This is a genomic window from Nocardia sp. NPDC051900 (genome assembly GCF_044452545.1).
Taxonomy (GTDB): Bacteria; Actinomycetota; Actinomycetes; order Mycobacteriales; family Mycobacteriaceae; genus Nocardia; species Nocardia sichangensis.
Genome location: NZ_JBITBU010000006.1, coordinates 215,726 through 228,433, shown reverse-complemented (window position 1 = coordinate 228,433; position 12,708 = coordinate 215,726). Strand labels below are relative to the sequence as shown.

The 12,708-nt window shown below is 67.5% G+C and carries 14 protein-coding genes; 3 read left to right on the top strand and 11 right to left on the bottom strand.

Annotated features, from left to right (window positions below; genetic code table 11):
* Positions 1 to 3: 3 nt before the first annotated feature.
* The gene (locus ACIA5H_RS12085) at positions 4 to 552 is read right to left on the bottom strand and encodes a DUF6879 family protein (RefSeq protein ID WP_355074012.1); all 549 of its coding nucleotides are present in this window, start codon (positions 550 to 552) and stop codon (positions 4 to 6) included.
* Positions 552 to 785 carry a hypothetical protein gene (locus ACIA5H_RS12080; protein ID WP_355074014.1) on the bottom strand — a complete coding sequence of 78 codons (234 nt, stop codon included), beginning with the start codon at positions 783 to 785 and terminating at the stop codon, positions 552 to 554. Before ACIA5H_RS12080 ends, ACIA5H_RS12085 begins: the two co-directional genes overlap by 1 nt.
* Before the next feature lie 250 nt (positions 786 to 1,035).
* Between ACIA5H_RS12080 and ACIA5H_RS12075 the strand changes: the two genes are divergently transcribed.
* Positions 1,036 to 1,278, top strand: a complete 243-nt coding sequence (locus ACIA5H_RS12075; RefSeq protein ID WP_159929549.1) for a helix-turn-helix domain-containing protein — start codon at positions 1,036 to 1,038, stop codon at positions 1,276 to 1,278.
* A gap of 37 nt (positions 1,279 to 1,315) precedes the next feature.
* Here the strand turns inward: ACIA5H_RS12075 and ACIA5H_RS12070 are convergent, their stop codons facing one another.
* From ACIA5H_RS12070 to ACIA5H_RS12055, 4 genes are all read right to left on the bottom strand, one after another.
* On the bottom strand, positions 1,316 to 2,146 hold the full coding sequence (locus ACIA5H_RS12070; RefSeq protein ID WP_379254464.1) for an alpha/beta fold hydrolase: 831 nt from the start codon (positions 2,144 to 2,146) through the stop codon (positions 1,316 to 1,318).
* Positions 2,147 to 2,241: 95 nt separating this feature from the next.
* A complete protein-coding gene (locus ACIA5H_RS12065) occupies positions 2,242 to 3,063 on the bottom strand; it encodes a YceI family protein (protein ID WP_397075813.1) in 822 nt (273 codons plus the stop codon).
* Positions 3,060 to 5,648, bottom strand: coding sequence for an MFS transporter (locus ACIA5H_RS12060; RefSeq protein WP_397075811.1), 2,589 nt, complete (start codon positions 5,646 to 5,648; stop codon positions 3,060 to 3,062). Before ACIA5H_RS12060 ends, ACIA5H_RS12065 begins: the two co-directional genes overlap by 4 nt.
* Positions 5,641 to 6,138 (bottom strand): MarR family winged helix-turn-helix transcriptional regulator, encoded by a 498-nt coding sequence (locus tag ACIA5H_RS12055; protein WP_379254466.1) that lies wholly within the window; start codon positions 6,136 to 6,138, stop codon positions 5,641 to 5,643. The genes ACIA5H_RS12060 and ACIA5H_RS12055 overlap by 8 nt, the downstream gene beginning before the upstream one ends.
* 194 nt (positions 6,139 to 6,332) lie before the next feature.
* Between ACIA5H_RS12055 and ACIA5H_RS12050 the strand changes: the two genes are divergently transcribed.
* A complete protein-coding gene (locus ACIA5H_RS12050; protein ID WP_379254468.1) occupies positions 6,333 to 6,917 on the top strand; it encodes a TetR/AcrR family transcriptional regulator in 585 nt (194 codons plus the stop codon).
* Entirely contained in the window at positions 6,914 to 7,750 is an 837-nt protein-coding gene (locus ACIA5H_RS12045) for an alpha/beta fold hydrolase (RefSeq protein ID WP_397075808.1), read from the top strand. The genes ACIA5H_RS12050 and ACIA5H_RS12045 overlap by 4 nt, the downstream gene beginning before the upstream one ends.
* Before the next feature lie 269 nt (positions 7,751 to 8,019).
* Here the strand turns inward: ACIA5H_RS12045 and ACIA5H_RS12040 are convergent, their stop codons facing one another.
* The 5 genes from ACIA5H_RS12040 to ACIA5H_RS12020 form a co-directional block, all read right to left on the bottom strand.
* Positions 8,020 to 9,450 carry a S8 family peptidase gene (locus ACIA5H_RS12040; protein ID WP_397075806.1) on the bottom strand — a complete coding sequence of 477 codons (1,431 nt, stop codon included), beginning with the start codon at positions 9,448 to 9,450 and terminating at the stop codon, positions 8,020 to 8,022.
* A gap of 44 nt (positions 9,451 to 9,494) precedes the next feature.
* Positions 9,495 to 10,091: a DUF308 domain-containing protein gene (locus ACIA5H_RS12035; RefSeq protein ID WP_379254472.1), complete on the bottom strand. Its 597-nt coding sequence runs from the start codon at positions 10,089 to 10,091 to the stop codon at positions 9,495 to 9,497.
* A 92-nt stretch (positions 10,092 to 10,183) separates the two neighbouring features.
* Positions 10,184 to 10,816, bottom strand: a complete 633-nt coding sequence (locus tag ACIA5H_RS12030; protein ID WP_379254473.1) for a 1,4-alpha-glucan branching protein — start codon at positions 10,814 to 10,816, stop codon at positions 10,184 to 10,186.
* A gap of 148 nt (positions 10,817 to 10,964) precedes the next feature.
* A complete protein-coding gene (locus ACIA5H_RS12025; RefSeq protein WP_397075803.1) occupies positions 10,965 to 11,900 on the bottom strand; it encodes a hypothetical protein in 936 nt (311 codons plus the stop codon).
* A 362-nt stretch (positions 11,901 to 12,262) separates the two neighbouring features.
* The gene (locus tag ACIA5H_RS12020; RefSeq protein WP_397075801.1) at positions 12,263 to 12,436 is read right to left on the bottom strand and encodes a phosphotransferase; all 174 of its coding nucleotides are present in this window, start codon (positions 12,434 to 12,436) and stop codon (positions 12,263 to 12,265) included.
* Between the last annotated feature and the right edge of the window lie 272 nt (positions 12,437 to 12,708).

The window sequence follows — 12,708 nt, the reverse complement described above, 5'->3', positions numbered from 1 at the left end:
CGTTCACTCGGGTACGTGCTCACTCTCGCAATATCGTTGATGATCGATGCCCATGGGCCACAGCCGTTCCCGCACCCGCAGGTACCGGGCGACCAGCGCCGGATCAGTACTGATCGACAGCCCGGTGAACGCCCCGTTCTCGGCGAAGGTGTTGAAGGCCACCGTGTCCGAGTCGAACAGCCAGTAGTCGTCGTGCGGCAGATCCGCCGCGTCGACCAGATGCCGCGGTAGCCAGCGCACCGCCTCGCCGGTGGCGATGTTGTCGTCGGTCGCCGACAACAACCACCGGGTGTAGCCGGTATGCGGGACCGTCACGACACGTAGTCGCTCCAGCGTGACTCCGCGGGTGGCCGACTCGACCATCAGAGCATCCCAGGCTTTCCACGACTCGGGCTGTTCCTCTCGCTCGTACGCTACTCCGGCATCGAAGCGGCGCAACGCTTCCTGCTCGTCCTCCATCAGGTACTGATCTCTCACCTCCAAGTGGAAAGCGCGGAATCGAGCCGCCCGAAAGAGCGGCTCGAAACAGCGGTCACCGGCGACGTGCAGCATCAGCGCACCACCACGGCGGTTTCGTGACAGTCGAGGGTCAACTGGGCGAGCAGTTCGGGGTCGGTGACCGGTTCGCCGGCCACCAGCACCGAACCGCAGGTTCCACTCGGCTCCACCCGTAGCCACATGCCTGGTTCCAGCCAGTCCAGCAATTGGTGCGGTACACGCACCGTGCCCGTGCGGTCGGTGGCATCGCCCTGCACCACGAGCACGCCGGTGTCGGTCGCATACACGGCGGGGCAAGCTCCATGGTCGGATCCGGATCCGAGAAGTCGCAGGTTCATAGCTGATCCTTTGCGAGAGCGGGCGGACGATGTCGTGCAATCGTCCCCACCGGACCCGATGCCGGTCAACGCACTTCGCAAAGTCGCGCAAAATGTGGGCGGCGGTATCGGTGTGGCTTCTACCGTCGATTCGGCAGCCCGGGCCACTGCGCCGATGTCGGTCCCGGGCTGCCTTCTCCTCGAGGGAAAGGGCCGCGACATGATGAGACGCCCCAGGACTGCCGCCGATTTCGCGGTGCTGGGTGTGCTGGCGCCGGGCGGGTTGCTCACTGTGGAGCAGCTGGCGCAGCAGGCGCGACTGACCGCCTGGTCGGTGCGCAGCGCATTGCTGCGCCTGCAGTCGCGCGGTTTGATCATGGACTGCCAGCACCGCGGCCGCTGGGCCATCACGCCGCGCGGCCGCGGCGAGTGGGCCGCGAAGGGCCGCAGATTCACGTTGTGAGCCGGATCCCGAGACTTCGCAGGCGACTCCAGCCGATTCAGGACTTGTCGAGGATTTCGCGCAGCCGGTCGGCGAAGGCGCCGGGATCGTCGACGAATCCGGTGTGTCCACCGGGGAACAGCGTTGGCGTCAGGTCGAGCGCCGCGGCGAGCGCGCGCGAGGTGCGATCACAGAATTGCCCGGCGGATTCCGCGCCGATACCGATGACGAGACGAGTGGACGCGTGGCGCAGGGCGCGGATATCGGGTTCCCAGGTGGTGGTGCCGCGGATCTCGTGGGCGAACCAGTAACGTTCACTGGCCAGCTGCCGCGGGTCGCGCTCCGGGCCGAACATCTGCTCGAGCACCGGCTCGGGCATCGCAATGTTCGCGGCCGCGAAGAACTTCCGCCAAGCGCCGAGCACGTCGCCTCGGGCATAGGTGGCGACGAGGTCGTCGGTCGCGGCTCGATGCGCGTCCCGGTCGGCGATCAGCGCGTTGATCGGTGGTTCGTGCGCGATCGCCGTAGTGACGAGATCAGGACGAGACTGGGCGAGTGCGAGCGCGGTCACCGCACCGCCACTGGAACCGAAGACCACGGCGGGCCCGGCGTCGACGTGCGCGATGAGCCGGACGAGGTCGTCGGCGCGCAGTTCCGGCGTCGAGTCCTCTTCGGCGTCCTTCAGCGTGGAACCTTGGTGCCCACGCGGGTCGGTGGTGAGCACGGTGTGGTCCACGGCGAGCAGATCGGCCAACGGCGCGAACGCGGCGGCGTCCATCGGCGCGCCCGCCAGTACGACCAGCGGGCCCGCGCCACGCAGTTCGTAGTACAGGTGCGCACCCGGGACGTCGAGGGTCCGCGCGGTGACCGCGGACGGCAGATGGGTCATGGGTTCTCCTCGTGCAGTCGGTTCCCTCTTCGGAATGCGGACGATGTGCACGAACGAAATTCATCGGCCCAGCGCAGATATTTCTCCGCAGCAGGCTAGATCGCGGGTAGCCGCTCGCCTTGTACGACTTCGATGTCGAGGTCGATTTTGACGGTGGTGCCGACGGCGGCCACTCCCGCGCGCACGACCGCGTTGTAATCGATCGCGAAATCGTTGCGATGCAACACTGTTTCGGCGTGGAACGCAGCACGCACGCCGCCCCATGGATCCGCTCCGAAGCCACCGTAGGCGACCTCGAGATCGACCGGGCGGCGCTGCCCGTGCAGGGTGAGCTCACCCGGCATCACCCAGGTGTCACCACCGGTACGGCGCAACCCGCTGCCGGTGAATGTGATCAGCGGATAGGTGTCGACATCCAAGAACTCGGGCGAACGGAGGTGATTGTCACGCGCAGAGATACCGGTATCGATACTCGCCGCTTTGATCTCCGCGTGTCCGGTGGACCGCTCGAACGGCTCACCGATATCGAGCCGCCCGCTCACCTCGGCGAATCGGGCCTTGATACTCGCTATACCCAGATGACGCACCGTTGCGATCACCGTCGAATGCACCGGATCGATCGTCCACGGCCCCGGTGGCGGTGCCGCCACCGTCCCGGCGATCGGCGCCAACACCATCTCCCCGAGCACACCCGTCCCTGCTGAAGAGATCCGCACGGTGCGGGCTACGGGCTCGAACCCGACAGCGGTGAGCACCGCGGTATGAACACCCGCGGGCAACAGCTCAGTGCCCACCGCCCCGGTCTCGTCGACGACCGCACGGGCGATCTGGCGCCCCGTCATATCCGTCACTGTCAACACCGCGTTCGGCACCGGCCACCCTTGTGCGGTGCGAACACGACCGGTCAATCCGCTCATCGACGATCCTCGATCTCGTAACCGAGCCGCACATCGTAGGCGACCTCGCCACCGGACACGGTGACCTGCCCGGTCACCGGCGGATAACCGCGCGCAACAACGGTGTACTGCCCTTCGGGCAGATCGGTCACGACATACCGGCCGTTCTCGTCGGTGCGTGCCGTGGCGGTCACCTGCCCCGCGGCGTCGAGCACACTGACCAGGACATCCGGCACCGCTCGGCTGCCCTCGGCCCACGCGGATCCGGCAAGCACCGCCATCGTGGACAACTCGATGTCATGACGCAAAACACCGCTGTCCGGCACCGTCAATGTGGTGGCACTGGGACGCATATGCTCAGCGACCGCGACCAGGGTATAGACACCTGAGACCACACCGCGACATACGTAGGCGCCGTCGCCGCCTGCGACAGCCGACCCGACCACCTCGCCACGCAAATCGGTCAACGTGACGGTCGCACCCGGCAGCGGCACACCGGAGCCGGCGGTACGAACGACACCCGACAACTCGCCGGAGCCCACCAAGGTCAGATCCAGGCGATGGGGCCGCTGGCCGACCGACACGTTCACCGCGGTCGGCTGGTGCCCCATCGCCGACACGATCAACACATAGCCACCCGTCTCCGGCGCGGTGATCGCATAGCCACCATCAGCAGCACTGTTCGCCCGCGCGACCTGACGGCCACCGTGATCAACCAACGTCAACACCGCACCCGGCACCGGACGACCGTCTTCACGATGGACACGACCACGCAACGCCCCACCATCGAAGTCCGACCCCGACAAGCCGCCGGTCGACTGACCGTTCTGTGACGGCGCGGCCACCCGGTACACACGACCGTTCTGCTCTACCACCGCATGCTGCCCGATCGACGCGGCTGGGACCGGCTCGGGCAACACCCGCTCGGCGCCTTCCCAGAGTTGGTTTTCGTCCCAGCTCGACTCGGCGAATGCGTCCAGTTCGGCATCCAGTGCGGCCATGTCGTCCGTGGCAGTCGGATCGTCCCGCACCGCAGACTTTTTCGTGGTCGGGTCGGGTGCGGGGTTGAGGTCGATTGTGCGGCGTAGTGGGCGGTTCGGCAGCAGCGCGGTCGCGATGAGTGCGACGGCTGTTGCGGCGGCGGCGATGAGGAAGATTCGCCCGGTCGCGTCGCCGTAGGAGGCGCGCACGATGGTGGCTATCGGTGTGGGCAAGGCATTGAGATTCAGATTGCCGCCGCCCGTGGTGCCGGTCCGCACACCGAGCTTGGCGAATCCTTGGGCGGATAGTTCGCTGACGCGGCTGGCCAGTACCGAGCCGAGGATCGAGACGCCGATGGCGCCGCCGAAGGTGCGGAAGAAGGCGACGCTGCTGGAGGCGGCGCCGATGTTGTGCACGCTGACGGTGTTCTGTACGGCCAAAACCAGGTTTTGCATCATCATGCCGACGCCGAGGCCGACGATGGTGATGTAGGCGCCGACCAGCCACAGGTTGGTGGCGTGGTCGATGGTGGACAGCAGCGTGAATCCGGCGACCAGCAGCGCGGCGCCGGAGACGACGAAGCTTTTCCATTTGCCGCGTCGGGTGATGAGTTGGCCGGAGCCGACCGAGGCGGTCAGCATGCCCGCGACGAGTGGGATGGTCAGGACTCCGGCGATGGTCGGGGAGTAGCCGCGTGCGGTTTGGAAGTATTGGCCCAGGAAGGTGGTCGCGCCGAACATGCCGACGCCGACGGCGATGGAGGCGATGATCGCCAGGCCGGTGGTGGGTTCGGTGATGATCGGCAGCGGGATGATCGGCGATTCGGCGCGGGACTCGACCCATACGGTGGCGAGCAGCAGCAGCACGCCGGCGGCGACATAGATCGCCGTTTCCCGCGACATCCACGCGTAGTATCCGGCTTTGCCGGCGAAGGACACCCAGATCAGCAGTACCGAGACCCCGGCGGTCAGCAGCGCGGCGCCGAGCCAGTCGATCCTCACGCCGTCTTTGCGTTCGGTGGGTAGTCGCAGGGTGCGCTGCAACAGCGCCAGTGCGATCACGGCCAGTGGCACGCATACGAAGAAGCACCAGCGCCAGCCCAGTGGGCTGTCGACGATGACGCCGCCGAGGATGGGGCCGCCGGACATCGAGACCGCCATGACCGCGCCCATGTAGCCGGAGTAGCGTCCGCGTTCGCGTGGGGCGACGATGGAGCCGATGATCGCGACGACGAGCGCGGTCAGCCCGCCCATGCCGATGCCCTGCACGACGCGCGCGGCCAGCAGTATCGGCACGGTGTGGGCGAGTCCGGCGATGATGGAGCCGGCGACGAAGATGACGATGGCCGATTGGACCAGCAGTTTCTTGTTGAACAGGTCGGCGAATTTGCCCCAAATCGGGGTGGAGGCGGCGTTGGCCAGCAGCGCTGTGGTGATGACCCAGGCGTAGGCGGTTTGCGATCCCTCCAGGTCGCCGATGATGGTGGGCAGTGCGGTGGCGACGATCGTGGTGCTGAGCAGCGCCGTGAACAGCGCCGCCAGCAGCCCGGTCATCGCTTCCAGGACCTCGCGGTGGGTCATCGCGGCGGGGTCGCGTCGCGTCACCGACTCGACTGAACTAGACATCCACTTCCTGACTCTCTGTCGAAACCGGCCCGCTCGCGCCCACCGCGGTGTGGTGCGCGACTGCGGCCAGTGAATTCCTGAGCTTCTGAACAACCACGGCGGCCTGCTCGGCCTCGTCCTCACTCCAATCGGCGAGAGCGGCCTGCAATCCCCGCGCCCGCGACACTCGGATGCGTCGCAGCAGATCGCGTCCTTGGTCCGTGATTTCGATCAGGGTGGCCCGGCCATCGCTGGGATCGGCATGGCGGGCGATGTCGCCGGAACCCACCAACTCGGCGACATGCCTGCTCAGTGTCGATGGGCTGATGCACAAGTCCACGGCCAGATCCACTTGCCGGCATCGCCCCCTGGCCTCCAAAGAGCCCAGCACGCCGACGCCACCCGGAAGCAGGTGCCCTTCTTCCGGGTGCGACAGAACAGCGCGCATCGCACGGCCCATGAAATAGAGCTCGGTTATCAGGCTCCGAGCCGCATCGGGTGATACTGCCATGGCCTACTCCCAGCACGAGAATTAGTTGCTTGTGCTACGCAACTATAGCGTGCTTACTTGCGCTAAGCAATTAATCGCTCGCAGGTGACCTAGACGGCCCGCCGCGACAAGAAGGGCACCAGTCCACGACGCCGATTGCAAACCTAAGGGTTCTAGGATAAAAACTAGGAACCCAAGAGCGAGGAGGTGTGCACATGATGGCCCGAGCGGGACTGACCGCGGATCGGATCACGCGGGCCGCGGCCGACCTCGCCGACGAGATCGGCTTGGAGAACGTCACCATGTCGGCGGTGGCCAAGAAGTTCGGCGTCCAGGACGCCAGCCTGTACTCGCACGTGAAGAATCTGCGAGACCTCCGCGCGCGGGTGTCCGTTCTGGCGGCCACGGAGAAGACCGAACTGATCGCGTCCGCCGTGGCCGGTCGCGCCGGACGTGATGCGCTCGCCGCCTACGCCCACGCCTGGCGGGACTACGCCCTGCGTCACCCCGGCCGCTACGCCGCGACCCAGCTTCCGTTCGATCCCGAAATGACGCCCACCGCGACCGGCGCGCTGCACGCCATCGAGCTGACCTACGGCATGCTGCGCGCCTACGGTCTGGCCGAACCCGACCGGACCGACGCGGTCCGCTTGCTGCGCAGCGCCTTCCACGGATACAGCGTTCTGGAGGCGACCGGCGGCTTCGGGCACACGCGCTCGACCGCCGCGTCCTGGGAACGCATCATCGACGCCCTGCACGTCACCCTAGAGCAGTGGCCGACCGACAAGGAGAAATCATGAGATCCGGCACCCTGCGAGTCCCGGGAGCCACCCTGTACTACGAGGTCAGCGGCGCCGGGCCGGTGCTGCTGTTGCTGCCGGGCAGCGGCGGCGACGCGGCGGTGTTCGATCCCATCCTCGAGCCACTCGCACAACACTTCACCGTGGTCACCATCGACCCGCGCGGCTACTCGCGCAGTGTGCTCGACCCCGGCCCACCGGCCGACATCGAGGTCGAGGTGCAGAGCGAGGACGCCCACATGCTCCTCGAACACCTCACCCCCGAGGACGAGAACGCTTACGTGTTCGGCGGCAGCGGCGGGGCGGTGGTCGCGCTCGACCTGCTTGCCCGGCATCCCGAGCGGTTGCGTCTGGTGATCGCGCACGAACCGCCCTCTTTCGGGGTGCTGCCCGATGCCGCCGAGCACAAAGCGTTCGTCGACGAGGTGTACGAACTGTTCGTCACCGACGGTCTCGCTGCCGCGGGCGCCCGCTTCCTCGAAGGCATCGGCGGAGGTGTGCGGATGCCCGATCCCGCCGAACTCTCCCCGCGCGCCGCGGCGATGATCGAACGCCTGCACGCCAACGCGCCGCGCAACATGGCGCACGAGTTGCGCACGATCACCTCCCATCTCCCCGACGTCGCGGCCTTGGCGCCGGTCAGCGACCGCCTGGTGCTCGGGGCAGGACGAGAGAGCAAGGGCAAGCTCCCCCACCGTCCCGCGGAAGCGCTCGCCGAGCTGCTGAACATTCCGCTCACCGAGTTCCCGGGCGGGCACAGCGGATTCACCGACGCACCTGCCGAATTCGCCGATCTGCTGCTCGAATTGCTCCTCGCCGCGCGCGTGGAGTGATCAGCGCGGCGCGACCGACCGATTGCGGCTCTGCGCGGAGAACCGGCAGCGGGTAAGACGGGCTGTCCACCTCGCCGCCGCTCCCGGTCAACGCGGCGGTTCGAACCTTTCTCGTGGACCTGCCGATTCGGCGGCGGATGCCAGCGGGCGATGAGTCGCCGCTCGACTCGGTCGGATTCCATGTCCATCAACTATGTGATGAGTGGATTCCGGCATATGGAATCGGTCGGCTGCGCACATCGAGTCGATGTATCCCGAGCCCCGGCGGCTTACCGGGGCAAGATCATCGATTTCAGATCCGGCAGGTTGCCGATGCGCTGGGATGCGGGCCGATCAGCGGCATCGGTTTGCGGTGAGCCGGTTTCCCGCAGCCGGGCGCGCACTTCCGCAGGGGTCTTGCGTCCGGCCGCGGCCGCACTCATGCCCTGATAGCTGGCGACCGCGCCGACCACGATCGGGGACGCGCTCGAGGTTCCGCTGAACACGTCGGTGTACCAGAGGTCCTCGTCCGGACCGCCTTGCAGGTCGCCGTATCCGGTGGTGGTGACTTCCAGGCCCCAGCCCTGCACGTCGACCCGCTTTCCGTAGTTGGAGAACGGCAAGCGGGAGCGAGCCGTGCCGTTGTCGCGGCCATGGAAGCCGGGTGGGGGTGCGCCGGCTCCGACGATGATCGCACCGGAGTCGGCTTCGCCGCCGCGAAAGGGATTGCGCCACGTGCTCGGGAACTCCGCGGGGCGGGAGTCATAGATCGCGGCGTCGAGGTCTTCGCCGCCATTGCCTCCCGCCTCCACCACGACGACGCCTTTACCGACCGCGTAGCTGATCGCCGCGAAGTCGTCGGGCCACCATTCGATCGCGATATAGCCGCGCTGATCCGGCCGGTTGGCGTAGGCGAAACGCGGGCCAGGCCGGTGCAGTTCGAGCAGCATCACATCGCCGGGGTTGAGCGCATCCGCAGCCGAGCGGATCGCGGACGCCGATCCGGACCCGAAGATCGACACCGCGCGGATGTACGCTTCGGGCACGATCCCGGTGATGCCGTAGGCATTCACGTCACCGCTGATCACTCCGGCGACCGCTGTGCCGTGGTCGCGCCAACCCTGCTCCGGTGACGGGGTGCCTCCGATCACCCCACCCTGGTTGACCTGCAAGTCCTCATGGGTGAACCGCCACGCGCCCTCGACATCAACCACTCGCACACCGGTCCCGCGGCCCCCCGGCACCGTCCACGCCCACCGAGCGTCGATCCCCTGCGGGGCGGCATCCAGATATCCTTGCCGCACCGCGAAATCCGGCGTGACCGGCGGGGCCTCGGCGGCGGAACGGCCGGTGATCGCTCGCGCGCCCTCCGGCGCTATCGGCGGCTCGGCGGGCGGTTTCACATATGCCGCCGCCACGTCGTCCGCGGTACGCAACCGCTCGGCCAGTTCGTCGAGTCGGCCGGTGACACCGCGGACGTAGAAGTAGTTGAGATACTCCGCTCCGGTCTCCAGGCGTGAGGTGCCGGTGAGCCTGCGCTCCAAGCGGTTGGCCGGTCCGAAGATGCGCACCAGTTCGCTCCCGGCCGGAAGTAGTTCCGTCAGACGAGCTTGCGCGCTGTGACTGTCGCTCAGAGCGATCGGCGTGATCGCGGTACCGGCGCCATGGGTGACCACGATGAGTTCCGCGGGCGACCGGAGCTCGGATTGCTGGGATGCCATGGCGCCCAGTCAACCTGGATAGCATCCCGCTCGCCACCTCGAGGTCAGCCATCCAAGCGCAAGGTCGGCACCATCCCCGGCAGCGCGACCGTGTCGCGCCGGGAGCCCACGGAGAACAAGGCCTCCAGCGTCCCGATCGCGATCATGCACGATCCGGCCACCCAGCCGAGCGTGTCCGGCGACTCGAACGACACCGAACCGACCAGTAGACCGAGTGCCAGCGTGATCAGCCCGAACAACTCCTGCCGTCCGCGCCCGGGCAGATCATCGACCCAGACCGCCACGGTGGCGTGACAGATCCCACGGATCGCCCACGCCAATCCGATCCAGAACGACAGCAGCGGAGCCGAATTCCCACCCGCGAAGCAGAGCACCGCGAGTAGGGCCGACAGCGCCCCACTGACCAGCACCAGCATCCGCAGCGGGGTCACGAAGCGGGCACCGAGCGCCACGACCAGTTGTAGGGCGCTGTTGAGCACTAGGTAGCCGCCGGACAGCAGTTCCGCTGTCGGCAGCGATTTGTGCGGCCACACCGCTAGGGCCACACCCATGATCATCGAGCAGGCACCGGCCACCAGTACCGTCTGCCGGGCTGCCCCGGCCAGTGGTTCCGTACGCCCTTCGACTCCGGTTTCGGGCATAGCTACATGATATGACCAGAGCCGCGGTTAGCGGCTCGTTTGCCCCATCCCGCTCCTCGCCGTGCACGCGCGGACACACCGCTCCGTTCGAATTACGCAGCCAGGCTGATGAATACGCCGGTGGCAATGGTGTCGTCGAGCCGCCACCACGCGTCGACCCGACCGGCAACCGCCGACTCCACAGGCGAGACCGGCACTTGCAGAAGGCGATGGATACGAAGGATCCGATCGCCCACCGGGATGTCGGTGTAGAACAATCCATCCCGAGCTGGACCGAAACCTCCTGCGAGAGAGAGCGTATCCGCGACGTGCACCGTGACCGAGGGATCCGGCGTGTCGCTCTCGCTTTGGGCCTGAGGCCGCGCGTTCCCGACGAGCGCGGAGACGATCTGGGCCACCGCGACCGGGTCACGGGTGGCGTCGTACACCCACCGGGTGCCGAGGACACCGTGTTCGGAAGTGCCCACAAGTGCCTCGGCGGCGTCCGGCAGCGGTGCGCCCCGGTAGGTCAGCGGCACGTGGTAGGTGTGCGGCTGCGCGCCGGAGTGATCGGTGATCACCACGAATTCGATCCCGACTTCCCCGTCCGGGTCATCGAGCCGGAAACCGCCGGCTTTGCGCAGATCCGGTGGCTTTTCACCGCGATACCACGCGCGGCCGGGCAGCCATGAGGTCAGCAGTTCCATCTTCGTGGGAACCATGGTGGTCCGATGGATGACGGCCATGCTCGAGTCCTCCTCCGCGTCGCACACCGAGATGCACCGAGATGCACCGAGATGCACCGAGATGCACCGAGATGCACCGAGATGCACCGAGATGCACCGAGATGCACCGAGATGCACCGAGAGCCTAGTACGGAAGCCCTACGCCCGCTCAGGCGTCGTCGCGCCGGTCGGGCTCGGTAACGGGTGATTTGCGGCGAGCTTCGGCGAGGAGTTCGTCGAGCTGGGCCTCGGCGCGTTCGGCGCGCGCGAGGGTCTGCACGCGAGCTTCGTCCAGCGCTTCGAGCCGCTGAGCGGCTTCCGCGCGCGCCTTGTCGACAGTCGCGGCGGCCTCTGCGCGGACGGCGGCCAGTTCGGCGGCCGCGGCGCGACGGGTTTCGGCGAGCTCGGCGCGGGTGGTGTCGAGTTCGGCGCGTACTCGGCGCCATTCGGCTCGCGCTTCGTCGGCGGCTTCGGCGCGCTCCGCGGCGGCACGCTCGGCTCGTTCGGCCGCTCGTTCGGCGTCCGCCGCGCGCTGCACGGCGAGATCGCGCTCGGAATGGGCGGCCGCGACCAGGGCTTCCGCCTCACGCCGGGCGTGTGCGATGTCGGTCTCCGCGCGACGCTCGCCGCGCTCGACTTGTTCGGCGGCTTGCTTTTCGATGCGTTCGATCTGTTCGGCGGACTCGCGGCGCACAGTGCGGACTTCGGCTTCCGCTGCGCTGCGTGCGGCGAACACGTCATCGGCCGCCTGCTTGGTGACGCGTTCGACCTCACGCAGCGCGTCGTCGCGCGCCGAATTCGCCTCGGCGACCAGCCCTTCGGCGAGTTCGGCGGCGCCGGCCGCGTCGTCGGCGGCGGATTCGGCGAGTTCCCTCGCCTCCTGCGCCTCCCGCCGCGCCTGCTCGGCCACTACCGCCGCGCCTTCCGCCTCGGCGATCCGCCGCGCCGCGTCCACCTGAACCGCCTGCACCTGGGCTTCCGCGACCGCCGGGTCGGCCAGCGTGGACAACTCCGCGACCGCGGCGTTCAGCGTGGTGTTCAACTGCTCGGCGAGTCCCCGGAATTGGGTGAGCAGTTCATCGGCCCGCAATCGCGCAACGGTCACCGGCCCCGGCTGCGTCACAGTGACGGCAGTGGCCGCAGTCTCGGCCTCCTGCTGTTGCCGTTGCCGCTCGCGCCACGCACGCCAGCGCGTGTGATCGGGCCGGTCGCAGTACTCCGAGGGACGACCGGGTCCTGCTCCGCTCGGAATCGGGCGCGTACAGCCCGGATAGTTGCACACCTTCGACACGGCCAGATCGTAGCGTTCGATTCTGCGCAACCTCGCTTCCCCACCGAGGACGTATCACGCACTTCAGGCAGTGCGGCGGCCGTCCTGGCTCAGTAAATACGAGGTCAACGACCAGCGTGAGCTGACCAGCGACCCTATCCGCCGCGCGGCCGAAAGGATTGGAGGCGCTCACGCGCTCACGTCACGTTTCGGCACCGGCTGGCCGCAGTAGCGGAGTAGGCATCGAAGAACCGCGTGGACTTGCCCACCGGCAGAATCAGCCATGCAGCAGCCAGATCCGTCGCCGGATCGCCAGCGCCCAGCTCGCCGAAATCGAGCACGCCGGAGAGCATGCCTTCGCGGACAACCACTTCCAGTTCTGCGCCGGATGTTTGCCCTGCCGCGGTCGAGGACGGTCCCCCACACCGGCCGGGTCCGGCGGTCCCGGTGGTCAGAGGCCGGCTCGGCGGCGGACGGTGCGCTCGAGGATCCCGAGGGTGGCTTTGAGGGAGGACCGGGGAACCACCGGGAAGCTGAGCCGCTGCTTCCATTTCTCATCGATCTGTGACCAGTCGCAATACGACGTGACGAGGGTGCCGCCCTCGGCAGGTGCCAACCGGTAGCCGTAGATGTGGCCGAATCG